Raw genomic sequence first — 22,374 nt, forward strand, 5'->3', positions numbered from 1 at the left:
TCTGACAAAGAGGCGTTAAATGAGGTAGAACATCACGGTTTGAGGCTGTGATATGGCGTTTAAGATGATGCCGCGCTGCTTGAGCCGATCGTCAGTCGGAGCTTGGGTAAGCTGGCTTTGCGTCTGATGGCAGTAATTATCTGTTGATACAGCACGGCCATAAACCGTGCTTTGGTATGTTTATCCGTAAAGTGGCTACTGCCCGCAGACCTCACAGCCGGGGTTACGCATCAACTTCATTTCGCGGAACTGACAGGTCATCGCATCGTACATGACGATTTTTCCGCTGGCAGGCTGACCGTAATGCGCCAGTAGCTTAATGGCCTCCATTGCCTGTAGCGAACCGATCACGCCAATCAGCGGCGCCATCACCCCTGCCTCTACGCAGGTCAGAGCGTTTTCGCCAAACAGACGGCTCAGGCAGCGGTAACAGGGTTCGTTTTCCCGATACGTAAAGACGGTAACTTGTCCTTCCATACGAATGGCCGCGCCGGAGATTAGCGGCACTTTCGCGGTATAGCATCCGGCGTTAAGTTGATTACGTACGCTAACGTTATCGGTACAGTCCAGTACCAGCGAATGCCCGGCAATCAGGCTGGTCATAGCGTCGTCGTCCAGCCGCGCGTTAACGGGCGTAATGGTAATATGCGGGTTGATTCGCGCCAGCGCGTCGCGGGCGGACTCTACCTTCGGCTGCCCGACCGTGGCGTCGCTGTGCAAGGTTTGACGCTGGAGATTGGAAACGGAAACGGTATCAAAATCGAGTAGCGTCAGTTGCCCGACGCCAGCGCCGGCCAGATACTGCGTTGCCGCGCAGCCGAGCCCGCCCAGCCCGACCACTAATACCCGCGCATCTTTTAACGCTTCCTGCCCTTCAAAATCGAAGCCGCGCAGAATAATTTGTCGGTTATAGCGCAGCATCTCCTGTTCGCTAAGTTCCGCCATTACAGGCCTCCGAACAGAGCATTAAACGGCTCGACTTCCACCCATTCTCCCGGCTCAACATTGCCGCGTTCACGCTCCAGCACAATAAAGCAGTTGCCCAGACTAAACGAGCTGAAAATATGTGAGCCCTGGTGTCCGGTGGTCGTGACCTCCAGTTCGCCGTTGGCGCTACGTTGCAGGATGCCGCGCTGGAAATCGAGACGCCCTGGCGTTTTCTTCAGGCGAGATGTTGTGCGTACACGCTGGCGCGGCGGTACAGCGCTTGCCGTGTTGCCGCCAAGCTTCGCCAGTAAGGGCTGAACCAGTTGATAAAACGTGAGCGCCGCAGAGACTGGATTCCCCGGCAGGCCACAGAACCAGCTATTACGGAGCTTGCCGAAGGCAAACGGTTTGCCTGGCTTGATAGCCAGCTTCCAGAAGGCGATTTCGCCCAGCTCCTCAAGGATGGTTTTGGTATAGTCCGCTTCACCAACCGAGACGCCGCCGGAGCTTATCACTACATCGGCCTGGCTGTCGGCGTCGATAAACGCGGCGCGAAGCTTACCGGGATCGTCAGGAATAATGCCTAAATTGATCACTTCGCAGCCAAGCTGTTGCAGCATCAAATGTATAGTTAGACGGTTAGTGTCATAAATTTGCCCCGCCTCCAACGGCTGGCCCGGAAGCTGGAGCTCGTCGCCGGTCGAGAACAGCGCTACGCGCACTTTACGTACAACCTGCGCATCGGCAATTCCCAGCGACGCCAGCACTGGCAGTTCGGCAGTAGTCAGGCGCGTACCGGTCGGAAAGACCACCGCATCCTGGCGAATATCCTCGCCGCGGCGGCGGATGTTTTGTCCGCAACGAACATCGGCGGTAAAACGCACGCCGTCATCGGTTTGTTCCGTCTGCTCTTGCATAACTACCGCCTCGCAACCTGTCGGCACCGGGGCGCCGGTCATAATGCGAATGCAGGTGCCCGCAGGCCACTCTCCCTGGTAAGGCTGACCGGCAAATGCTTTGCCGACGACGGGCAGCGGCTTATCGGCGGACAAATCCGCCATACGTACCGCATAACCATCCATAGCTGAATTATCAAAGCCGGGGACATCGAGGGGAGAAACGATATCGGTCGCCAGGATGCGGCCAAAGCAGTTCACCAGCGGCAACGTTTCTACGGCGGTGAGCGGGGTAATACGTGAAAGCATCTGGGTCAGCGCCGTTTCAAGCGGCATTAATCCGGCGGAAAATTCCATGAACATACTCCTGCGAGGCAAAATCGAATCCGGCTATTATGTCAGAAAACAGAGGCGGGCAGTATGCTACCTCGGTCTTAGAGACGGCCTTGCGCCTTTACATACCTTACGCATCTTTCTATATTCAAAAATCGAATGAATAACTCACAACAATTCTGATAGTTATAGTAAAAGTTGTGTGCCACCGTTAATGGACCCTAAAAATGAATAAAGCAGTGATTGCGATTCACGGCGGCGCAGGCGCGATTGCTCGCGCGCAAATGAGCCATGAGCAGGAGCTACGCTATATCCAGGCGCTGTCAGAGATTGTCGAAAGCGGGCAAAAGATGCTGGAAGCGGGTGACAGCGCGCTTGATGTAGTGACGGAAGCGGTGCGCCTGCTGGAAGCGTGTCCGCTCTTCAATGCGGGTATCGGCGCGGTCTATACCCGAGACGGAACTCATGAACTGGATGCCTGCGTGATGGACGGCAATACCCTGAAGGCCGGAGCCGTCGCGGGCGTGAGTCATGTTCGCCATCCTGTGCTCGCCGCCAGACTGGTGATGGAGCGCAGCCCGCATGTACTCATGGTGGGGGAAGGGGCGGAAAATTTTGCCTTTTCACAGGGGATGGCGCGCGTTTCGCCGGATATCTTTTCCACCCCGGCGCGTTACGAGCAATTGCTGGCGGCGCGTGCGGCGGGTGAAATGGCGCTCGATCACAGCGGCGCGCCGCTGGACGAAACGAAAAAAATGGGTACAGTCGGCGCAGTGGCGCGGGATAAATTCGGCAATCTGGCGGCGGCAACGTCTACCGGCGGGATGACCAATAAATTGCCCGGGCGCGTCGGCGACAGCCCGCTGGTCGGCGCCGGGTGTTATGCCAACAACGCCAGCGTCGCCGTTTCCTGTACCGGAACGGGAGAGGTCTTTATTCGCACGCTCGCGGCTTACGATATCGCCGCATTGATGGAATATGGCGGACTCAGCCTTGCCGACGCCTGTGAGCGCGTGGTGATGGAAAAATTACCGGCGCTGGGCGGCAGCGGTGGATTAATCGCCGTTGATCACGAAGGTAATGTCGCGTTGCCGTTTAACAGCGAAGGGATGTATCGCGCCTGGGGATATGCCGGGGATACGCCTACCACAGGAATTTACCGGGAATAAGGAGCCGCAGGTGCCGCACAGCGATGAACTGGATAGCCGCGATGTTCTGTCCGTCAGTGGCCTGAATATCGCGTTTCACCACGAAGGGCAACAGGTAGACGCCGTGCGTAATGTGTCATTACGCCTGAAGCGTGGAGAGACTCTGGCGATTGTCGGCGAGTCGGGCTCGGGAAAATCGGTGACGGCGCTGGCGTTAATGCGGCTGATTGAGCAGTCGGGCGCGAACGTGCGCTGCGGCGAAATGCTGTTGCGTCGGCGTAATCGCCAGGTGATTGAGCTGTCTGAGCAGAGTGACGCGCAGATGCGGCGTGTGCGCGGCGCGGATATCGCCATGATTTTCCAGGAGCCAATGACCTCGCTCAACCCGGTATTTACCGTTGGCGAGCAAATTGCCGAATCTATTCGTTTGCATCAGGGCGCCAGCCACGAAGAGGCGCTGGCGGAAGCGAAACGTATGCTCGATCAGGTACGGATCCCGGAGTCGCAGGCGATTTTATCGCGTTATCCGCATCAGCTTTCCGGCGGGATGCGCCAGCGAGTCATGATCGCGATGGCGCTATCCTGCCGTCCGGCGGTATTGATTGCCGATGAACCCACCACGGCGCTGGATGTCACTATCCAGGCGCAAATTCTGCAACTTATCAAAGTGTTGCAGCAAGAGATGTCGATGGGCGTGATTTTTATCACCCACGACATGGGCGTCGTGGCGGATATTGCCGATCGCGTGCTGGTGATGTATCAGGGCGAGGCCGTGGAAACCGGCAGCGTAGAGCAGATTTTCCATGCGCCGACGCATCCTTATACCCAAACGTTACTGGCCGCCGTCCCTCAGCTTGGCGCGATGCGAGGCCACTCGCTGCCACGCCGTTTCCCGTTGATTTCCGCTGACGAACCGGCCCTTTATGAATCGCAGATTGAGCAAGACACGGTGGTGGAAGGCGAACCTATTCTCCAGGTTCGGGGGCTGGTGACGCGATTCCCGCTGCGTAGCGGTCTCTTTAACCGCGTTACGCGTGAAGTTCATGCCGTTGAGAATATCAGTTTCGATCTCTGGCCCGGCGAAACGTTATCGCTGGTGGGCGAGTCCGGTAGCGGAAAATCGACGACCGGACGCGCGTTGCTGCGGTTGGTTGAATCCCGGCAGGGGGAGATTATCTTTAACGGCCAGCGCATTGACTCGCTGTCTGCGGGCAAACTCCAGCCGTTGCGCCGCGATATTCAATGTATTTTCCAGGACCCTTACGCCTCGCTCGACCCGCGCCAGACCGTGGGGTATTCCATTATGGAACCTTTACGGATTCATGGCCTGGGGCAGGGGGACGCTGCGGCAAAGCGCGTGGCCTGGTTGCTTGAGCGTGTCGGATTACGTCCTGAACATGCCTGGCGTTATCCGCATGAGTTTTCCGGCGGTCAACGTCAGCGCATCTGCATAGCTCGCGCGCTGGCATTGAATCCTAAAGTGATTATTGCCGATGAGGCGGTCTCCGCGCTGGATGTTTCCGTTCGCGGGCAGATCATTAATTTACTGCTCGATTTACAACGAGAAATGGGGATCGCCTACCTGTTTATTTCGCATGATATGGCGGTCGTGGAGCGAATTAGCCATCGCGTGGCGGTGATGTATCTTGGTCAAATTGTTGAGATGGGGCCGCGGCGCGCCGTTTTTGAAAATCCGCAGCATCCTTATACGCGTAAATTGATGGCGGCGGTGCCGGTTGCCGATCCCTCCAGACACCGGCCGCGGCGCGTTCTGCTATCAGATGATATACCCAGCAATATTCATAAACGTGGCGAAGAGACGCCCGCCGTTTCATTACAGTTGGTCGGGCCGGGACATTATGTTGCGCGGCCGCTGCAGGATAATGCGCTCTCGCGCTTATAACATTCATACAGGCAGGGTTTCAGGAGAACAACATGACGCAATTTATTACGCATAAATGGCTGGCGGCGCTGGGACTGGCCTCATCCATTGCGGCTTTTCCGGCCCTGGCGGCCAAAGATGTGGTGGTGGCGGTAGGGTCTAATTTCACCACGCTCGATCCGTATGACGCCAACGATACACTCTCGCAGGCGGTGGCGAAGTCATTTTATCAGGGGCTGTTTGGCCTGGATAAAGACATGAAGGTAAAAAACGTCCTGGCGGAAGGCTATACCGTTTCTGATGACGGTCTGACCTACACCATTACCTTACGACAGGGGGTGAAATTTCAGGACGGCGCGGATTTTGATGCGGCGGCGGTGAAAGCGAATCTCGATCGCGCCAGCAATCCGGATAACCACCTCAAGCGTTATAACCTGTATAAAAATATCGCAAAAACGGAGGTTGTCGATCCGGCAACGGTAAAAATCACCCTGAAACAGCCGTTCTCCGCTTTCATTAATATTCTGGCGCACCCGGCGACGGCGATGATCTCGCCGCAAGCGCTGGAAAAATATGGCAAGGATATTGGTTTTCATCCGGTCGGTACCGGTCCATACCAGCTTGAAACCTGGAATCAGACCGACTTTGTCAAAGTGAAAAAGTTCGCCGGTTACTGGCAGCAGGGCTTACCCAAGCTGGATTCTATTACCTGGCGTCCGGTTACTGACAACAATACCCGCGCGGCGATGCTGCAAACTGGCGAAGCGCAATTTGCTTTTCCTATCCCTTATGAGCAGGCCGCGTTACTGGCGAAAAATAAAAACCTCGAACTGGTCGCCAGCCCGTCCATTATGCAGCGTTATATCAGTATGAATGTGACGCAGAAGCCGTTTGATAATCCTAAGGTGCGTGAGGCGTTGAATTACGCTATCAATCGCCAGGCGCTGGTTAAAGTGGCGTTTGCCGGATACGCCACGCCGGCGACGGGCGTGGTGCCGCCGTCGATAGCCTATGCGCAAAGCTATCAGCCGTGGCCCTATGATCCGGCTAAAGCGCGCGAACTGTTGAAAGAGGCGGGGTATCCAGACGGTTTCAGTACCACGCTGTGGTCATCGCACAACCATAGCACCGCGCAAAAAGTGTTGCAGTTTACCCAACAGCAACTGGCGCAGATTGGCATTAAAGCCCGGATAACCGCGATGGACGCCGGCCAGCGCGCCGCGGAAGTCGAGGGCAAAGGGCAAAAAGAGAGCGGCGTGCGAATGTTCTATACCGGCTGGTCGGCGTCGACGGGCGAAGCTGACTGGGCGTTATCGCCGCTCTTCGCATCACAAAACTGGCCGCCGACGCAGTTTAATACCGCTTTTTACAGCAGCAAGCAGGTCGACAGCGATTTGGCGGCGGCCTTAAAAACCAACGATCCGCAGGAGAAAACACGATTGTACAAAGAGGCGCAGGATATTATCTGGAAAGAGTCGCCCTGGATACCGTTGGTGGTGGAGAAATTGGTTTCTGCGCACAGTAAAAATTTGACCGGTTTCTGGATTATGCCGGATACCGGTTTCAGCTTTGACGATGCGGATTTGAAGTAAGTAATGCGATGGGGCTGGATGGCGCGCGCGTTGTCCGCCATCCGGTAAAAGGTTCGTGTGATGCTTAACTATGTTCTCAAGCGCCTGCTGGGATTAATTCCTACGCTGTTGATTGTGGCAGTGTTGGTGTTTTTATTTGTTCATTTGTTGCCCGGCGACCCGGCGCGGCTGATAGCCGGACCGGAAGCCGACGCGCAGGTGATCGCGCTGGTTCGTCAGCAGCTGGGGCTTGATCAGCCGCTTCATGTCCAGTTTTGGCATTACATCACCCATGTTTTACAAGGCGATTTCGGGACGTCAATGGTTTCCCGCCGCCCGGTTTCTGAGGAGATCGCCAGCCGCTTTTTGCCGACGCTGTGGCTGACGATAACCAGTATGATATGGGCGGTGCTGTTTGGCATGGCGATCGGCATCGCCGCCGCCGTGTGGCGTAATCGCTGGCCTGACCGGGTAGGAATGACGCTTGCCGTGACCGGCATTTCTTTCCCGGCTTTTGCGCTGGGAATGTTGTTAATGCAGATTTTTTCCGTGGATCTGGGCTGGCTACCGACCGTGGGGGCGGATAGCTGGCAACATTATATTTTACCCTCCCTGACGCTTGGCGCGGCGGTGGCATCAGTCATGGCGCGTTTTACGCGCTCCTCGTTTGTCGATGTGCTGAGCGAGGATTACATGAGGACCGCGCGGGCGAAAGGCGTCAGTGAAACGTGGGTGGTGTTAAAACATGGCCTGCGCAATGCAATGATCCCGGTCGTCACCATGATGGGACTGCAATTTGGCTTTCTGCTTGGCGGATCGATCGTCGTCGAAAAAGTGTTTAACTGGCCGGGGCTTGGGCGGTTACTGGTCGACTCCGTCGACATGCGCGACTACCCCGTGATTCAGGCGGAAGTGCTGCTGTTTTCTCTGGAATTTATTCTTATCAACTTAGTGGTGGATGTCCTCTATGCCGCCATTAATCCGGCTATCAGGTATAAGTAAGGATGCGATTATTTAACTGGCGCCGTCAGGCGATTTTACATGCTATGCCGGTGGTAAAACCCGACCAGATACGCACGCCGTGGCGGGAGTTCTGGCGTCGTTTTCGCCGCCAGCATGTCGCGTTGGTCGCCGGGGGATTCGTACTGGCGTTAATTCTGGTGGCGATTTTTGCCCGTTGGCTGACGCCCTACGATGCGGAAAACTATTTTGACTACGATAGCCTGAACAATGGCCCCTCTTTGCAGCACTGGTTTGGCGTTGACTCGCTGGGAAGAGACATCTTTAGCCGGGTTCTCGTTGGGGCGCAGATCTCACTGGCGGCGGGCGTGTTCGCGGTATTTATCGGCGCGATAATCGGCACGGTGTTGGGATTGCTGGCGGGATATTATGAAGGCTGGTGGGATCGTTTTATTATGCGCATTTGCGATGTGCTGTTCGCCTTCCCCGGCATTTTGCTGGCGATTGCCGTTGTGGCGGTGTTAGGCAGCGGTATTGCTAATGTGATCGTTGCGGTGGCGATTTTCTCTATTCCGGCGTTTGCACGTCTGGTGCGCGGAAATACCCTGGTCTTAAAACAGCAGACGTTTATTGAGTCTGCCCGCAGTATCGGCGCCAGCGACACGACGATTTTGTTTAGCCATATCTTGCCGGGAACGGTCTCGTCAATTGTGGTTTTCTTTACGATGCGTATCGGTACGTCAATTATTTCCGCGGCAAGCCTGTCATTTCTCGGATTAGGCGCGCAGCCGCCAACGCCGGAGTGGGGAGCGATGCTCAATGAAGCGCGGGCGGATATGGTCATCGCGCCGCACGTAGCGCTCTTCCCGGCGGTGGCGATTTTCCTGACTGTGCTGGCGTTTAACCTGTTAGGCGACGGGTTGCGCGATGCGCTGGACCCGAAGATTAAGGGGTAAGCCAGCCCGGTGGCGTTGACGCCTGGCGGGCCTGGAACGGGCTCGTCAGGCGGGATAACACATCCGGCACCCGCGCCGGGGGAGGTGGCGTTAAACCCGACTGCCCCACAAATCATATTCGTCGGCGTTTTCCACTTTCACGCGCACGATATCGCCCGGCTTGACGTTGGTTTCGCCGTTCAAATAGACCGCGCCGTCAATTTCCGGCGCATCCGCCATGCTACGCCCGATAGCGCCTTCTTCGTCAACCTCATCAACGATCACCAGAATTTCGCGGCCCACTTTTTCCTGCAAGCGCTCAGCGGAGATTTGCTGTTGCAGTTGCATAAAGCGGTTCCAGCGCTCTTCTTTCACCTCTTCCGGCACCTGATCCGGCAGCTCATTCGCGCCTGCGCCTTCCACCGGGCTGTACTTGAAGCAGCCTACACGATCGAGGCGCGCCTCTTTCAGGAAGTCGAGCAGCATCTGGAAGTCTTCTTCCGTTTCGCCGGGGAAGCCGACAATAAAGGTGGAGCGTAGGGTCAGTTCCGGGCAGATTTCGCGCCACTGCTTAATGCGCGCCAGCTGGCGGTCAACGGAACCGGGACGTTTCATCAATTTAAGAATCCGCGGGCTGGCATGTTGCAGCGGAATGTCCAGATAAGGCAGGATTTTGCCTTCCGCCATTAGCGGAATCACATCATCAACGTGTGGGTAGGGGTAGACGTAGTGCAGACGTGTCCAGACGCCCAGTTTTGATAACTGTTCGCACAGGCTCACCATACTGGTTTTCACCGGTTCGCCATTATGGAATCCGGTGCGGTGCTTCACATCTACGCCGTAGGCGGAGGTATCTTGCGAAATCACCAGAATCTCTTTGACCCCGGCATCAACCAGACGTTTCGCTTCGCTTAATACGTCGCCAATCGGACGGCTGACCAGATCCCCGCGCATCGACGGGATGATGCAGAACGTGCAGCGGTGATTACAGCCTTCAGAAATTTTCAGATACGCATAATGGCGCGGCGTCAGTTTTACACCCTGTTCCGGTACGAGGCTTAAAAATGGATTGTGCTTCGGCTTCGGTACGTAATGATGTACGTGCTGCAGAACTTGCTCATAGCTATGCGGCCCGGTGATTTCCAGTACTTTCGGATGCACTTCGCGGATCTGATCTTCTTTTGCGCCCAGGCAGCCGGTGACGATTACCTTACCGTTTTCGTTCAGCGCTTCGCCAATGGCTTCCAGCGACTCTTGTACCGCGCTGTCAATAAAGCCACAGGTATTAACGATAACCATATCCGCATCGTCATAGCGTGGCACAACGTCATAGCCTTCGGTACGCAGCTCAGTCAGGATGCGTTCCGAATCAACGAGGTTTTTCGGACAGCCCAGGGAAACGAAGCCGATCTTTGGCTGGTGGGTTACATTACTCATAGCTTAAAAAGTGTTCATTTATTGGAATGGTCAGGGCAGGGATTCTACAGATATCCGAACAAAAATTGTATCGCAATCTCATCAGGAGCGGCGGCATCAACCGTTGTGGTTATCAGCAAAAGGTGAAAAAGGGCAATTCTAAGAAAATTCTTGATCTCTGACACCCCTTTGTCTAAAAAACGACCATACTATTAAGTTGAACCCTGGTAGAAAAGAGGAGGAAAAAAGGTATGGTCGTTGACAGACTGAGAACCGATCTTCTCAACAAGCTGATAAACGCGCGTATCGATCTTGCCGCTTATCTGCAATTGCGAAAAGCGAAGGGGTATATGTCAGTCAGCGAAAGTGACACTCTGCGTGACAATTTTTTTGAACTGAATCGCGAGCTCCACGATCACGCTTTACGGCAGGGACTGCATCTCGATCAGGAAGAGTGGAACGCGCTGCGCCGTGCCGAAGGCGCGCTTGCAGCCGCCGCCGTTTGTTTAATGAGCGGACACCATGATTGTCCGACCTTTATTGCCGTCAACGCAGATAAACTTGAAAACTGTCTGACAACTTTGACGCTGAGTATTCAGAGTCTGAAAGCACATTCACCGCTTACACAGGTCTGAATAAGGGGGAGGCGACTCCCCCTTTTTACCGGACCGCGCCGCTTAATGTTTTGTAAAAATAAACCGACCTCTTGCGATGCTGACTACGCTTTAACGCAGAGCCCTGAAGGAGGCGATATGCGTCGAATACTTCTCGCGATAGTTTCATTCTCTCTTTTCTCTTCATGGGCGAACGCCAATCTTGCGCCGGTGAACGTTGAGGTGCTGCAAACCCGACTCGATCACCCGTGGTCGCTGGCTTTTTTGCCGGATAACCGTGGGATGCTCATTACCCTGAAAGGGGGACAACTGCGCCACTGGCAGACGGGGAAGGGACTTTCCGATCCGCTGGCTGGCGTACCGAAAGTGTGGGCAAACGGGCAGGGAGGTTTGCTGGACGTCGTGCTGGCGCCTGACTTTGCCCAGTCGCGCCGCGTCTGGCTGAGCTATGCTGAAGCTGACCGCGAAGGAAACGCCGGTACGACAGTCGGTTTTGGACGGCTGAGCGACGATCTTCAGCGTCTGGAGCATTTTCGTACCGTGTTTCGCCAGATGCCTAAGCTGTCTACCGGCAACCATTTCGGCGGACGTATGGTATTCGATGCGCAAGGGTTTCTTTTTATTGCCCTGGGTGAAAATAACCAGCGCGCTACCGCGCAGGATTTGGATAAATTACAGGGTAAGCTGGTGCGCCTGACCGGGCAGGGCGAAATTCCGCCGGATAATCCGTTTGTGCATCAGGCGGGCGCGCGTCCGGAAATCTGGTCTTACGGTATTCGTAATCCGCAGGGGCTGGCCATCAATCCCTGGAGCGGCGCGCTATGGCTGCATGAACACGGTCCGCGCGGCGGCGATGAAATTAACATCCCGGAAAAAGGCAAAAATTATGGCTGGCCGCTGGCCACATGGGGCGTCAACTATAGTGGTCTGAAAGTGCCGGAAGCCAAAGGTGAAATTGTTGAGGGAACGGAGCAACCGGTTTACTACTGGAAGGATTCTCCGGCGATCAGCGGGATGGCTTTTTATGCCAGCGACGTTTTTGCGCCGTGGCGGCACAAACTGTTTATCGGCGCGCTAAAAGATAAAGAGATCATTGTGATGCGCATCGATGGCAATACGGTGACGGAAGAAGGCCGTATTCTGGGTGACAGAAAGCAGCGTATTCGGGATGTGCGTGTCGGACCTGACGGCTACTTATATGTGTTAACCGATGAGTCCGACGGGCAGTTACTCAAGGTAAGTCCTGCAGCCACGCGTTAGGTCACCGGGATCATCACCACTTTGCGAAAAGCAGGGCGCTCGGTAAGCTGTTGATACCAGCGCTCCAGATTCGGGCGCGGCGTCCATTTCAGACCCACGTTCAACAGGTTATAGACGAAAGGCGCAATAGCGATATCGCCGGTGCCAAAGTTATCCCCGGAGAACCACGGCTGGTGGGCCAGCGCATCATCAAGCAGCGCAAACAGGCTGTCACACTTTTCGATACCGGCTTCAATTGCCGCCTGGTCGCGTTTTTCCGGCGGGGTTCTGACCAGTCCCATCAGGATCACGCGGTGCGCCGGGCTTAACGTTTGATTCGCCCAGTCCATCCATTTTTCGCCCTCCGCACGCCGCGCCGGATTATCAACCCATAGCCGGTTCTGGCCGTATTGCGCCGCCAGATAGCGGACAATGGCATTGGATTCCCATAATAACAGGTCGGTTTCATCATCTTTAAGCAGCGGCACCAGCCCATTAGGATTCATCGCCAGATAGTCGGCATCCTGGTTAACGCCGAATTTTCCACCTGCCAGAATTTGATCGTATGGCAGTTCCAGCTCTTCAAGCGTCCACAACACTTTTTTAACATTAGTCGAGTTGTTCCGGCCCCACAGCGTAATCATATTAACCTCTTCTGTTTTATCAGGATGATGACAGTAATCGGCCTACCGTGAGATAAACCTAACATTTACACAATGGTCTGTAAAAAAATCGTTATGAAGGAAGCGTAACGGGATGTTATTGCATAAACTTTAAAAACTTTACCAAGTTACGGTTTCTTTAACGTCGTGAGTGCGTTATTACTCACCGCACTTATTACACGGTGGTGTGACGTGTGTTTTTGGAATGGATACTCGGGTGGTACTATGACGCAATACGCTTCTTCCCTTCGTAGCCTCGCGGCAGGTTCGGTTCTCTTATTCCTTTTCGCTTCGCCTGTAAAGGCAGAGGAACAAACGATCGCGCCGCCGGGCGTTGATGCGCGAGCCTGGATCTTAATGGATTACGCCAGCGGTAAAGTACTGGCGGAAGGCAACGCCGATGAGAAACTCGACCCTGCCAGTTTAACAAAAATTATGACCAGCTACGTGGTGGGCCAGGCGCTGAAGGCAGGCAAAATCAAGCTGACCGATATGGTGACGGTGGGCAAAGATGCCTGGGCGACGGGGAACCCGGCGCTACGTGGGTCGTCGGTGATGTTTCTGAAGCCAGGCGATCAGGTGTCGGTTGCGGATCTTAATAAAGGCATCATCATTCAGTCAGGTAATGATGCCTGTATCGCGCTTGCCGACTACGTCGCCGGAAGCCAGGAGTCCTTTATCGGCCTGATGAACGCCTATGCGAAACGACTGGGGTTAACCAATACAACCTTCCAGACGGTACACGGTCTTGATGCGCCAGGGCAGTTCAGTACCGCTCGCGATATGGCGCTGCTCGGCAAGGCCCTGATTCACGACGTGCCTGACGAATACGCCATTCATAAAGAGAAAGAATTTACTTTTAATAATATTCGTCAGCCAAACCGCAACCGCCTGTTGTGGAGTACCAATCTGCATGTCGACGGCATGAAAACGGGGACAACGGCAGGCGCTGGATATAACCTTGTCGCCTCCGCCACCCAGGGCGATATGCGCCTGATCTCTGTCGTGCTGGGGGCGAAAACGGACCGTATTCGTTTTAATGAGTCAGAAAAACTGCTGACCTGGGGTTTCCGCTTCTTTGAAACGGTCACGCCGATTAAACCTGACGCGACATTCGTGACGCAACGGGTCTGGTTTGGCGATAAGCGTGAGGTCAATTTGGGGGCGGGCGATGCGGGGTCTGTGACGATTCCGCGTGGGCAGCTTAAAAACCTGAAGGCCAGCTTTACGTTGAACGAACCACAGCTCACGGCGCCGTTGAAGAAAGGGCAGGTTGTCGGCACCATCGATTTCCAGCTTAACGGAAAATCCATTGAGCAACGCCCGTTAATGGTGATGGAAAACGTCGAGGAGGGGGGATTTTTCAGCCGGATGTGGGATTTTGTGCTGATGAAACTCCATCAGTGGTTTGGCAGTTGGTTCTCGTAAAATAACCCCATTGCCGGGTGCGCGTCGCATCCGGCAAACCTGCGGTTAATACATCAGAGTAATTTGTTGCGCTTTAGCGTAGGCCACGAAGGCCTCGTCGGGACGGCGGTCGCTGATAATCGTATCAAAGCGTGATAATTCCCCCATCCGCGCCGGACGTACCTTGCCGAATTTACTGTGATCCACCACCAGTACATGGCTCTGTGCCATTGTCATTGCCCAATGTTTTACCGGCAGCTCTTCCAGATTAAAGCAGGTAGCGCCTTTACTGGTATGAACGCCGGCGGCGGAATAAAACGCGATATCCGGACAAATATTGTTTAACGTTTCATGGAAATCAAGCGGTTTGAAAATGGCGTTGCTGGCGTGAAACTCCCCGCCGCTGAGGATAGCGCGGCAATGGGGTTTGTCCTGCAGCGCCAGAAAGGTATTAAGTGAATAGCACACCGCCGTAAAGGGAAGGTCATTATCAATGGCTTCAATGATCCACGGCGTGGTGGTGCCGCAGTCAATAAATACCGTCTGATGCGCTTGTACCAGGCCCGCAGCCAACTGAGCGGCTCGGCGTTTTTCTTCCACCAGACGAGATTTTTGATCGCTTAACAGATAATGACTGGCGCTGCGGGGCTCCAGTACGATATAGCCGCCCAGCAACACGACAGGCGCGCTTTTATGGTTCAGGTCGCGACGAATGGTCATTTCAGAGACGCCCAACAGGGTCGCGGCTTCTTTAAGGTGAAGTTTATCGCTGCGTTTTAAGGCCTGCAGCAATTGACCAATACGCTCGTCGCGTCGCGTTTCCATAGTTCCCCTGGAGAGTTAAATAAGCGCTCCGCACCATACAGAGCGCTTAATATTACTCTTTTTTTCGCTGTTTAGTCACGTACCCAGCCTTTTCGAATGGGCAATGCGAAACAGAAACGGTAACAACGTTGCAGCGCCTGGTAGAGCGGCGCGCCGTACCATTGCCAGATCAGCTGTGCGCTCAGGCAGCCAAGCATCGCTACCAGCAGCGCGCCAATCATATCTAACGGCCAGTGTACGCCGAGATAGACGCGCGACCAGGCGATGGTAATGGCTATCGCCATCATCACGATGCCTGACCAGAGGCGGTGCCAGAACAAAAACGCCAGCGCAAAGGTAAAAATCACCGTACCGTGATCGCTGGGGAACGAGTCATCGGCGGCATGATGCAGGAAGTTATAGCCGATATGATCGACAAACGGACGGTCGTGCGGGAAAAGGTGTCCCATTGTCCAGGAGACCGCCAGACTGATAATCAGCGCGATGCCGATTTTAACGATCAGCTGGCGCTGAGCGCAGACCCGATCGCGGGGACCCCACAGCCAGAGTACCACGGCTAAGAGCGGGACAATGTTGATGACATCTTTGGCGATAAAGATAGCGAGCGAAATTGTCCACTGCGCGGAATCAGGCGTGGCGTTAATAAAATAAAACAGCGAGTTGTTAAGGTTTTCCAGCATAACATCCAGGCTCGGAGCAATGAAATCAAAAGGGATAGCCAGCTCATCCCCGTGCAAACTGAGCATAAATGCAGCGTAACAGGGAGGAAAAGCAGTATTGTCTTATTTGGCGGCAACATGAAGAGATTTAAGACAATGGCATAAAATAACGTTGATGATAACGGCGCAAACTTAAATTAACCTTAAAGTACGTAAGCGCTAAGCGGCTTTCTGTAAAAATGTGCGCTATTTCCCTTGCAGCCTCATAATTCGCTATCTCAGTTCCCCGACTTTCATTACACTCTGCGCGGTTTTTATTGGCGAAGAGATGGTATGCAGAATCGTTTACAATCAGGCGGCAGGCTGGGACGTCAGGCGCTGCTTTTTCCTCTCTGTCTGGTGCTGTACGAGTTTTCTACTTATATTGGCAACGACATGATCCAGCCGGGTATGCTGGCGGTGGTTGAGCAGTATCAGGCGGGCCTGGACTGGGTTCCGACGTCCATGACCGCTTATCTGGCGGGCGGTATGTTCTTACAATGGCTGCTTGGCCCGTTGTCTGACCGGATTGGCCGTCGTCCCGTGATGCTGGCGGGCGTCGTGTGGTTTATTGTCACCTGCCTGGCGACGTTACTGGCGAAAAACATCGAACAATTTACCTTCCTGCGTTTTTTGCAAGGGATTAGCCTGTGTTTTATCGGCGCTGTAGGGTATGCCGCGATTCAGGAATCCTTTGAGGAAGCGGTGTGTATAAAAATTACCGCGCTGATGGCGAACGTGGCGTTAATCGCGCCGCTACTGGGACCACTGGTTGGGGCGGCATGGGTGCATGTTCTGCCGTGGGAGGGGATGTTTATTTTATTTGCCGCACTGGCCGCTATCGCCTTTTTCGGGCTACAGCGCGCAATGCCGGAGACCGCCACGCGGCGGGGCGAAACGCTGTCATTTAAGGCGTTGGGCCGGGATTATCGGCTGGTGATAAAAAACCGGCGGTTCGTCGCAGGGGCGTTAGCGCTGGGATTTGTCAGCCTGCCACTGTTGGCCTGGATTGCGCAGTCGCCGATTATCATCATTAGCGGCGAACAGCTCAGCAGCTATGAATATGGTCTGCTGCAGGTGCCCGTTTTTGGCGCGCTCATTGCCGGTAATCTGGTGTTGGCGCGTTTAACCTCCCGACGTACGGTTCGCTCGCTGATCGTGATGGGCGGCTGGCCTATCGTCGCGGGGCTGATCATCGCCGCGGCGGCGACGGTGGTTTCATCCCATGCTTATTTATGGATGACGGCGGGATTAAGCGTATACGCTTTTGGCATTGGGCTGGCGAATGCCGGACTGGTGCGTCTGACGCTCTTTTCCAGCGATATGAGTAAAGGAACGGTCTCGGCGGCGATGGGAATGCTACAAATGCTGATTTTTACCGTTGGCATTGAAGTCAGTAAACACGCCTGGTTAAGTGGCGGCAATGGGCTATTTAGCCTGTTTAATCTGGCAAACGGTATTCTTTGGCTACTGCTAATGCTGGTCTTCTTAAAAGATAAGCGGACGGGGAATTTGCAAACAGTCTGAGAGAGCGGCTACGCCTGATAAGCTTTCTGTTATCAGGCGTAGAGAGGCATCCGCTAGACGTTGAACGGCGGCTCGTTGTTTAATACGCTGTCGATGATATCCAGCACGCCTTCCTGATTGTTCGATCCGGCGCGGTATTTCGCCGCCGCCGCGACCGCTTCGCTGGCGTGCGACATGGCAAAACTAAACCTGGCCTGACGCAGCATCTCAATATCGTTGCCGCCGTCGCCGAATACCACCACTTCACTATCATGAATGCCCCAGCGCTGCTGTAACAGACGCAGGCCGTTGGCTTTATGCACGCCGGGAATTATTAAATCAATACTGCCATAGCCAGTATGAACGGGGACCATGATATCGCCAATGGCGTCGTGCAGCGCCGCCTGTACTTCCGGTATCCGTTCATCGGTAATATTAAGGCCGAATTTGAAAAAAACATCGCTGATATTGTTGAAATTATCCACAAACTCCAGACGATGATAATACATTGCCGCAACGGCTTTTAACGCATCGTCGTACCGTTTCAGCGTGTAGGCGCTGTTTTTTCCACAGGCGATGATCTCCACATCGGCGCGTGTGAGCAGGTGTTCGACAACCGCCTGGAAGTCGGCTTTTGTCAGCTCGCCGTTAAAAACATCCTCTCCTTCGCTGACCACCCAGCCACCGTTTTCCGCGACAAAAGCGATTTCGTGCGCAATTTCCGGAAAGAAGGAGATTAACTGGTAATACTGGTTGCCGCTGGCCACGACAAAGCGAATGCCTTGCCGCTTCATTTGTTGGTACTGCGCCATAAACCGGTCACGGTTATAGGTTTTTTGATCGCTCAGAAACGTGCCGTCCATGTCGACGGCGATTAATTTAATACTCATGCGTTATGCTCCATCACCGGTTGCGGAGTCGATACAGGTTTGGCGACGGCCTTCGCCACCAGCGCCGCCAGAATAACCAGCGCCAGCACAACCATCATGGCGCTGCGTAATCCATAATGCTCTCCCAGATAGCCCAACAGCGGCGGCCCGACCAAAAACGCCAGATAGCCGGTCGTGGCGACAACGCTCACGCGCGTCGGCGCGTCGGGACCGGTATCGCTGGCGGCGGAAATGGTCAGCGGGAAGCCGAGCGAAGCGCCTAAGCCCCAAAGAATGACCGAGACGCCGGCAACCCAGTCGCTATCGACAAAAATAATCAGGCCAATGCCCAACGCTCCCATCAACGCGCTGGCGCGAACAACCGTCACCCGGCTATAGCGGTCAATAAACCAGCCGCCGGTAAAGCGGCCAACGGTCATACCAAGCGTGAAACCGGCGTAGATCAGAGAGCCGGAGGTTGGGCTAAAACCGTGTCCGTCTACCATCAGTAGCGGCAGCCAGTCATTCGCAGAGCCTTCGGCGAATGCCATTGCCAGCACCACCACGCCAATAAGCAAAAGCTGGATGTCCCGATAAAAAGGTAATCCTTTTTCCTGAAGGTGAGCATCTTCCGATGCGTTTTTACCCGTACCGTCAGGGATCGCCCGAATGGCGATAAAAATGGGCGCGATCGCCACGGCAGCCGCGAGGATGATATGGATGTTAGCCGGGACGCTTAATGCGGTTAACGCCATGCCGACACCAGCGCCCGCCAGCGTGCCGAAACTGTAGAAACCATGCATCATCGGCAGAACGGTTTTATTCAGCTCGCGTTCGACCGCCGCGCCTTCGACATTAATCGCCACTTCGGCGGCGCCAAAACTGGCGCCGAAAACGGCTAATCCAAGGGCAAAAATCAGCGGCGAGGCGCACCACAGCGCGACGCTAAGAATAACCATCCCGCCTACTGCGCAGGTCATCGTCGTGCGAATAACCTTCCGGGTGCCAAATCGTTTCACCAGCCAGGCGGAACAAAGAATACCGCTCATTGAACCGATAGAAAGCCCGAATAAGACCGCCCCCATTTCCGCGGTAGAGACGGAAAGAATATCCCGAATAGCAGGCGTTCGGGTTGCCCAGGAGGCCATCAGCAGTCCGGGTAAAAAGAAGAACATAAACAGCGCCCAGGTACGGCGTTTTAAGGCGTTACGTGAGGAGAGGACGGTCATAGCGTCAGGCCAGAAAATAGAAGCGAGAGGTAAACATTAGCAAGCTTGTGTACATTTGTACATATCGTCGTCATACTTCGTTGTGCAGACAGTTTTTGCTGTCTGTTTTTTCAGCGTAAGCGGCAGGCTACTATCGCCTACATCCTGAATGAGATGTGGAACTCATCATGAAAGAAAATGCCGTAAGACGCGCCAATGATCCTAAGCGACGGGAAAAAATAATTCAGGCCACACTGGAAGCGGTAAAGACCTATGGCGTTCATGCCGTGACGCACCGGAAAATCGCCGCTATCGCTCAGGTGCCGCTTGGCTCGATGACCTACTATTTTGCCGGTATGGATGCGTTATTGAGTGAAGCCTTTACACTTTTCACCGAGAACATGTCGCGTCAATACCAGGACTTTTTTGCGCAGGTGACGGATGCGGAGGGGGCGTGCCAGGCGATAACGGAAATGATTTACGGCTCGCAGGTTACGACGCCGGATAATATGGCGTTAATGTATCAGTTATATGCCTATGCCAGCGATAAGCCAGCGTTAAAAATAGTCATGCAAAACTGGATGCAGCGTAGCCAGAATACGCTGGCGCAGTGGTTTGACGCACAGACCGCCCGCGCGCTGGATGCGTTTATCGAGGGGATGACGCTGCATTTTGTAACGGATCGAACGCCGCTGGCGCGTGAAGCGATTTTACAGATGGTAAAGCGAATCGCCGGCGAGCCAATGTCGTGTCACTCTGCGTCGGGCAACAAAAAACCCATCAACCTTGAACCGAAATGGCGGGGTTGATGGGCTCCACAAAATGGGGACATCAAAGAAAAGCAGTGGCAATAGGTATGACTGATGCTTTAACGAAAAGTTCGACCTATTGGCAAAATTTTTTCACTTAAAGGCAAACTTCAGTTTTATCCTAACCCCGGCCAGATGATGACAATAAGCGTCCCCGCCAGCGTTAGCAGAACGTTGGCGATGGCGTAAGTCCCCGCATAACCCAGCGCTGGAATATTACTGCGCGCCGTATCGCTAATGATTTCCATCGCCGGGGCGCAGGTACGCGCGCCCATCATGGCGCCGAACAGCAGCGCCCGGTTCATGCGCAGCACATAAGCGCCAAACAAGAAGCAGATCACCACCGGTACCAGGCTGACGACAAGCCCGGCGATCAGCATTTGTCCGCCGACCGCGCCCAGACCGTTGCTGATACCGCTGCCGGCGCTTAAACCAACGCCTGCCATAAACACCATCAAGCCGAATTCTTTCACCATATTAAGCGCGCCCTGCGGAATATAACCAAAGGTAGGATGGTTAGCGCGCAGGAAACCGAGCATGATCCCGGCGAACAGCAATCCGGCCGCGTTGCCGATGCCGAAACTAAAATTGCTGAACTGGAAGGTAATCATCCCGATCATTAACCCGATGATAAAAAAAGCGCAGAAGGCGAGCAGGTCCGTCACCTGACTATGAATCGAAATAAAACCAATGCGATCGGCAATGGTTTTTACGCGTCTGGCGTCGCCGCTCACCTGTAACACGTCGCCTTTATTCAGCACAACGTTATCGTCGATAGGCATTTCGATCTGGCTGCGGATGACGCGGTTAAGGAAGCAGCCATGATCGGTCAGCTTGAGCTGAGCGAGGCGGCGACCGACCGCATTGTGGTTTTTCACCACAATTTCTTCCGTCACGATGCGCATATCAAGCAGATCGCGATCAAACACTTCCTTACCATTACGGAAGCTGGGATCGAGCCTGGCGTGCGCGTCCGGATAGCCGACCAGCGCAATCTCATCGCCCATTTGCAGCACCGCATCGCCATCCGGGTTCGCCAGAATACCGTTACGGCGAATACGTTCGATATAGCAGCCTGTCTGGCGGTAAATACCCAGCTCGCGCAGGTTTTTACCGTCAGTCCAGGCCACCAGCTCCGGACCAACCCGATAGGCGCGGATAACCGGCAAATAAACTTTGCGATTAGCATCGGTATCCAGACCGCGCTCGCGGGCAATTTGCTGGGCGCTGGTTTGCAAATCCTGATGCTGCAGTTTAGGCAAGTAGCGCGCGCCCACGATCAGGCTGACCAAGCCAATCAGATAGGTCAGGGCATAGCCCAGGCTCAGATTATCAAGAGCGGAGGAGAGTTGGGTGCTGGCGATGCCGGAATGTCGCAGGGTATCGCCTGCGCCAACCAGCACGGGCGTGGATGTCATTGAGCCGGCCAGCATACCGGCCGTCAGGCCGATATCCCAGCCGAATAGCTTACCAAGGCCTAAGGCGATTAGCAGAGCGCTACCGACCATGACCAGGGCAAGCATCAGATAGTTTTTACCGTCGCGAAAAAAAATCGAAAAAAAGTTGGGGCCAGCCTCGACGCCGACACAAAAAATAAACAGCATAAATCCCAGATTTAGCGCGTCGGTGTTAATACTGAAGTGTTGCTGCCCTAATAATAGAGAGACCACTAAAACGCCAATGGAATTACCAAGTTGGACTGAACCCAGACGTAACTTGCCAAGACACAGGCCAAGAGCCAGGACCACAAATAATAACAGGATGTAATTCCCATTTAACAAATCTGCGACGTTTATATTCACGGAGACTAACTTCTTGTTTACGAGTAAGCTATTGAAAGAAATGGTAATTTACGCTACTGTTTTTATCATGAATTAAGGGTGCAATCGTATTGCATACAGCATCTAAATAAAAACAACACAACAATATATCCTGCTAGTTTAATCTTATTGCGTACTAACGGCTATAAGAATCGTGCAGGTGTGTTTTTGGCATGGAATGCCACATGACTTTATCTGACTGGATGCCTCACGGCGGAAAGCGTGTTCGATAGAGAGTGTCAGGAGGAACGATTGAAACATAAACACGGGTGGGCAAGCGTTGTCTGCTGCTTTGTACTCTTTATTGTGGTGTGTCTTTCATTAACTATGCATGTACAAGGCGCTTTTCGCGCGGCAGGGCATCCTGAGATTGGACTGTTATTTTTTACGTTGCCTGGTGCGGTGGCCAGTTTTTGTTCTCACCGACGCGAGGTGATCCGACCGCTGATCGGGGCGATGCTGGCGGCGCCGTTTTGCCTGGTGTTAATGCGCGTGGTATTTATGCCTACCCGATCGTTTTGGCAAGAACTGGCGTGGTTATTTAGCGCCGTATTCTGGTGTGCGTTAGGCGCGCTCTGTTATTTGTTTATTAGCAGCCTGTTTAGCCACCGGCGAAAAAAACGCCAATAGCGCCCTCCGGCAGAGGGCG

General features: G+C 54.2%; 20 protein-coding genes. 11 read left to right on the forward strand and 9 right to left on the reverse strand.

The window, feature by feature from the left end; all coding sequences use genetic code 11:
- Positions 1 to 195: 195 nt before the first annotated feature.
- Both moeB and moeA read right to left on the reverse strand, forming a co-directional pair.
- Positions 196 to 945 carry a molybdopterin-synthase adenylyltransferase MoeB gene (gene moeB / locus NA197_RS17165; RefSeq protein ID WP_064043251.1) on the reverse strand — a complete coding sequence of 250 codons (750 nt, stop codon included), beginning with the start codon at positions 943 to 945 and terminating at the stop codon, positions 196 to 198.
- Positions 945 to 2,180 (reverse strand): molybdopterin molybdotransferase MoeA, encoded by a 1,236-nt coding sequence (gene moeA, locus NA197_RS17170; protein WP_064043252.1) that lies wholly within the window; start codon positions 2,178 to 2,180, stop codon positions 945 to 947. The genes moeB and moeA overlap by 1 nt, the downstream gene beginning before the upstream one ends.
- Before the next feature lie 203 nt (positions 2,181 to 2,383).
- Here moeA and iaaA point away from each other — a divergent pair, with 203 nt between their 5' ends.
- Genes iaaA through gsiD form a run of 5 tightly spaced genes read left to right on the forward strand, consistent with a single transcriptional unit; the run spans position 2,384 to position 8,673 of the window.
- Positions 2,384 to 3,325, forward strand: a complete 942-nt coding sequence (gene iaaA / locus NA197_RS17175) for a beta-aspartyl-peptidase (protein ID WP_001030503.1) — start codon at positions 2,384 to 2,386, stop codon at positions 3,323 to 3,325.
- A gap of 10 nt (positions 3,326 to 3,335) precedes the next feature.
- On the forward strand, positions 3,336 to 5,207 hold the full coding sequence (gsiA, locus tag NA197_RS17180; protein ID WP_001120594.1) for a glutathione ABC transporter ATP-binding protein GsiA: 1,872 nt from the start codon (positions 3,336 to 3,338) through the stop codon (positions 5,205 to 5,207).
- A gap of 32 nt (positions 5,208 to 5,239) precedes the next feature.
- The gene (gene gsiB, locus NA197_RS17185) at positions 5,240 to 6,778 is read left to right on the forward strand and encodes a glutathione ABC transporter substrate-binding protein GsiB (protein ID WP_064043253.1); all 1,539 of its coding nucleotides are present in this window, start codon (positions 5,240 to 5,242) and stop codon (positions 6,776 to 6,778) included.
- A 60-nt stretch (positions 6,779 to 6,838) separates the two neighbouring features.
- Positions 6,839 to 7,759 (forward strand): glutathione ABC transporter permease GsiC, encoded by a 921-nt coding sequence (gene gsiC / locus NA197_RS17190; protein WP_000936066.1) that lies wholly within the window; start codon positions 6,839 to 6,841, stop codon positions 7,757 to 7,759.
- Between the two features lie 2 nt (positions 7,760 to 7,761).
- A complete protein-coding gene (gsiD, locus tag NA197_RS17195) occupies positions 7,762 to 8,673 on the forward strand; it encodes a glutathione ABC transporter permease GsiD (RefSeq protein ID WP_001236024.1) in 912 nt (303 codons plus the stop codon).
- A gap of 90 nt (positions 8,674 to 8,763) precedes the next feature.
- Here the strand turns inward: gsiD and rimO are convergent, their stop codons facing one another.
- Positions 8,764 to 10,089 (reverse strand): 30S ribosomal protein S12 methylthiotransferase RimO, encoded by a 1,326-nt coding sequence (gene rimO / locus NA197_RS17200; RefSeq protein WP_000073317.1) that lies wholly within the window; start codon positions 10,087 to 10,089, stop codon positions 8,764 to 8,766.
- A 230-nt stretch (positions 10,090 to 10,319) separates the two neighbouring features.
- On the opposite strand from rimO, the gene bssR reads away from it, so the two are divergent.
- Positions 10,320 to 10,703, forward strand: coding sequence for a biofilm formation regulator BssR (gene bssR, locus NA197_RS17205; protein ID WP_000259651.1), 384 nt, complete (start codon positions 10,320 to 10,322; stop codon positions 10,701 to 10,703).
- Positions 10,704 to 10,820: 117 nt separating this feature from the next.
- Positions 10,821 to 11,942 carry a PQQ-dependent sugar dehydrogenase gene (locus NA197_RS17210; RefSeq protein ID WP_064043254.1) on the forward strand — a complete coding sequence of 374 codons (1,122 nt, stop codon included), beginning with the start codon at positions 10,821 to 10,823 and terminating at the stop codon, positions 11,940 to 11,942.
- Here NA197_RS17210 and NA197_RS17215 read toward each other — a convergent pair.
- Positions 11,939 to 12,565, reverse strand: a complete 627-nt coding sequence (locus NA197_RS17215; protein ID WP_000631907.1) for a glutathione S-transferase family protein — start codon at positions 12,563 to 12,565, stop codon at positions 11,939 to 11,941. The genes NA197_RS17210 and NA197_RS17215 overlap by 4 nt on opposite strands.
- A 243-nt stretch (positions 12,566 to 12,808) precedes the next feature.
- On the opposite strand from NA197_RS17215, the gene dacC reads away from it, so the two are divergent.
- A complete protein-coding gene (gene dacC, locus NA197_RS17220; protein WP_000195712.1) occupies positions 12,809 to 14,011 on the forward strand; it encodes a serine-type D-Ala-D-Ala carboxypeptidase in 1,203 nt (400 codons plus the stop codon).
- Positions 14,012 to 14,056: 45 nt separating this feature from the next.
- Here the strand turns inward: dacC and deoR are convergent, their stop codons facing one another.
- Positions 14,057 to 14,815 carry a DNA-binding transcriptional repressor DeoR gene (deoR, locus tag NA197_RS17225; RefSeq protein ID WP_000450106.1) on the reverse strand — a complete coding sequence of 253 codons (759 nt, stop codon included), beginning with the start codon at positions 14,813 to 14,815 and terminating at the stop codon, positions 14,057 to 14,059.
- 71 nt (positions 14,816 to 14,886) lie between these two features.
- Complete coding sequence (gene ybjG, locus NA197_RS17230) at positions 14,887 to 15,495, reverse strand: undecaprenyl-diphosphate phosphatase (protein WP_001531378.1); 609 nt, start codon at positions 15,493 to 15,495, stop codon at positions 14,887 to 14,889.
- A 312-nt stretch (positions 15,496 to 15,807) separates the two neighbouring features.
- On the opposite strand from ybjG, the gene NA197_RS17235 reads away from it, so the two are divergent.
- Complete coding sequence (locus tag NA197_RS17235) at positions 15,808 to 17,040, forward strand: MFS transporter (RefSeq protein WP_001181284.1); 1,233 nt, start codon at positions 15,808 to 15,810, stop codon at positions 17,038 to 17,040.
- Between the two features lie 53 nt (positions 17,041 to 17,093).
- On the opposite strand, the gene NA197_RS17240 is transcribed toward NA197_RS17235, so the two are convergent.
- Together NA197_RS17240 and NA197_RS17245 are read right to left on the reverse strand one after the other, a co-directional pair.
- Positions 17,094 to 17,909 carry a Cof-type HAD-IIB family hydrolase gene (locus tag NA197_RS17240; RefSeq protein WP_064043255.1) on the reverse strand — a complete coding sequence of 272 codons (816 nt, stop codon included), beginning with the start codon at positions 17,907 to 17,909 and terminating at the stop codon, positions 17,094 to 17,096.
- Entirely contained in the window at positions 17,906 to 19,117 is a 1,212-nt protein-coding gene (locus NA197_RS17245) for an MFS transporter (RefSeq protein ID WP_000217418.1), read from the reverse strand. The genes NA197_RS17240 and NA197_RS17245 overlap by 4 nt, the downstream gene beginning before the upstream one ends.
- A gap of 167 nt (positions 19,118 to 19,284) precedes the next feature.
- On the opposite strand from NA197_RS17245, the gene NA197_RS17250 reads away from it, so the two are divergent.
- A complete protein-coding gene (locus NA197_RS17250; protein ID WP_000661871.1) occupies positions 19,285 to 19,905 on the forward strand; it encodes a TetR/AcrR family transcriptional regulator in 621 nt (206 codons plus the stop codon).
- 116 nt (positions 19,906 to 20,021) lie between these two features.
- On the opposite strand, the gene NA197_RS17255 is transcribed toward NA197_RS17250, so the two are convergent.
- A complete protein-coding gene (locus NA197_RS17255) occupies positions 20,022 to 21,707 on the reverse strand; it encodes an aspartate:alanine antiporter (protein WP_001024853.1) in 1,686 nt (561 codons plus the stop codon).
- Between the two features lie 270 nt (positions 21,708 to 21,977).
- Between NA197_RS17255 and NA197_RS17260 the strand changes: the two genes are divergently transcribed.
- A complete protein-coding gene (locus NA197_RS17260; RefSeq protein ID WP_000680849.1) occupies positions 21,978 to 22,355 on the forward strand; it encodes an inner membrane protein YbjM in 378 nt (125 codons plus the stop codon).
- The last annotated feature ends 19 nt before the right edge of the window (positions 22,356 to 22,374 follow it).

The sequence above is a fragment of the Salmonella sp. NW884 genome, from assembly GCF_051700745.1.
Lineage (GTDB): Bacteria > Pseudomonadota > Gammaproteobacteria > Enterobacterales > Enterobacteriaceae > Salmonella > Salmonella enterica.

What these genes read in the sequence shown, in the direction of transcription:
- moeB (WP_064043251.1), bottom strand. Translation starts at nt 945, where the DNA reads ATGGCGGAACTTAGCGAACAGGAGATGCTGCGCTATAACCGACAAATT.
- moeA (WP_064043252.1), bottom strand. Translation starts at nt 2,180, where the DNA reads ATGGAATTTTCCGCCGGATTAATGCCGCTTGAAACGGCGCTGACCCAG.
- iaaA (WP_001030503.1), top strand. Translation starts at nt 2,384, where the DNA reads ATGAATAAAGCAGTGATTGCGATTCACGGCGGCGCAGGCGCGATTGCT.
- gsiB (WP_064043253.1), top strand. Translation starts at nt 5,240, where the DNA reads ATGACGCAATTTATTACGCATAAATGGCTGGCGGCGCTGGGACTGGCC.
- gsiC (WP_000936066.1), top strand. Translation starts at nt 6,839, where the DNA reads ATGCTTAACTATGTTCTCAAGCGCCTGCTGGGATTAATTCCTACGCTG.
- gsiD (WP_001236024.1), top strand. Translation starts at nt 7,762, where the DNA reads ATGCGATTATTTAACTGGCGCCGTCAGGCGATTTTACATGCTATGCCG.
- rimO (WP_000073317.1), bottom strand. Translation starts at nt 10,089, where the DNA reads ATGAGTAATGTAACCCACCAGCCAAAGATCGGCTTCGTTTCCCTGGGC.
- bssR (WP_000259651.1), top strand. Translation starts at nt 10,320, where the DNA reads ATGGTCGTTGACAGACTGAGAACCGATCTTCTCAACAAGCTGATAAAC.
- NA197_RS17210 (WP_064043254.1), top strand. Translation starts at nt 10,821, where the DNA reads ATGCGTCGAATACTTCTCGCGATAGTTTCATTCTCTCTTTTCTCTTCA.
- NA197_RS17215 (WP_000631907.1), bottom strand. Translation starts at nt 12,565, where the DNA reads ATGATTACGCTGTGGGGCCGGAACAACTCGACTAATGTTAAAAAAGTG.
- dacC (WP_000195712.1), top strand. Translation starts at nt 12,809, where the DNA reads ATGACGCAATACGCTTCTTCCCTTCGTAGCCTCGCGGCAGGTTCGGTT.
- deoR (WP_000450106.1), bottom strand. Translation starts at nt 14,815, where the DNA reads ATGGAAACGCGACGCGACGAGCGTATTGGTCAATTGCTGCAGGCCTTA.
- ybjG (WP_001531378.1), bottom strand. Translation starts at nt 15,495, where the DNA reads ATGCTGGAAAACCTTAACAACTCGCTGTTTTATTTTATTAACGCCACG.
- NA197_RS17235 (WP_001181284.1), top strand. Translation starts at nt 15,808, where the DNA reads ATGCAGAATCGTTTACAATCAGGCGGCAGGCTGGGACGTCAGGCGCTG.
- NA197_RS17240 (WP_064043255.1), bottom strand. Translation starts at nt 17,909, where the DNA reads ATGAGTATTAAATTAATCGCCGTCGACATGGACGGCACGTTTCTGAGC.
- NA197_RS17245 (WP_000217418.1), bottom strand. Translation starts at nt 19,117, where the DNA reads ATGACCGTCCTCTCCTCACGTAACGCCTTAAAACGCCGTACCTGGGCG.
- NA197_RS17250 (WP_000661871.1), top strand. Translation starts at nt 19,285, where the DNA reads ATGAAAGAAAATGCCGTAAGACGCGCCAATGATCCTAAGCGACGGGAA.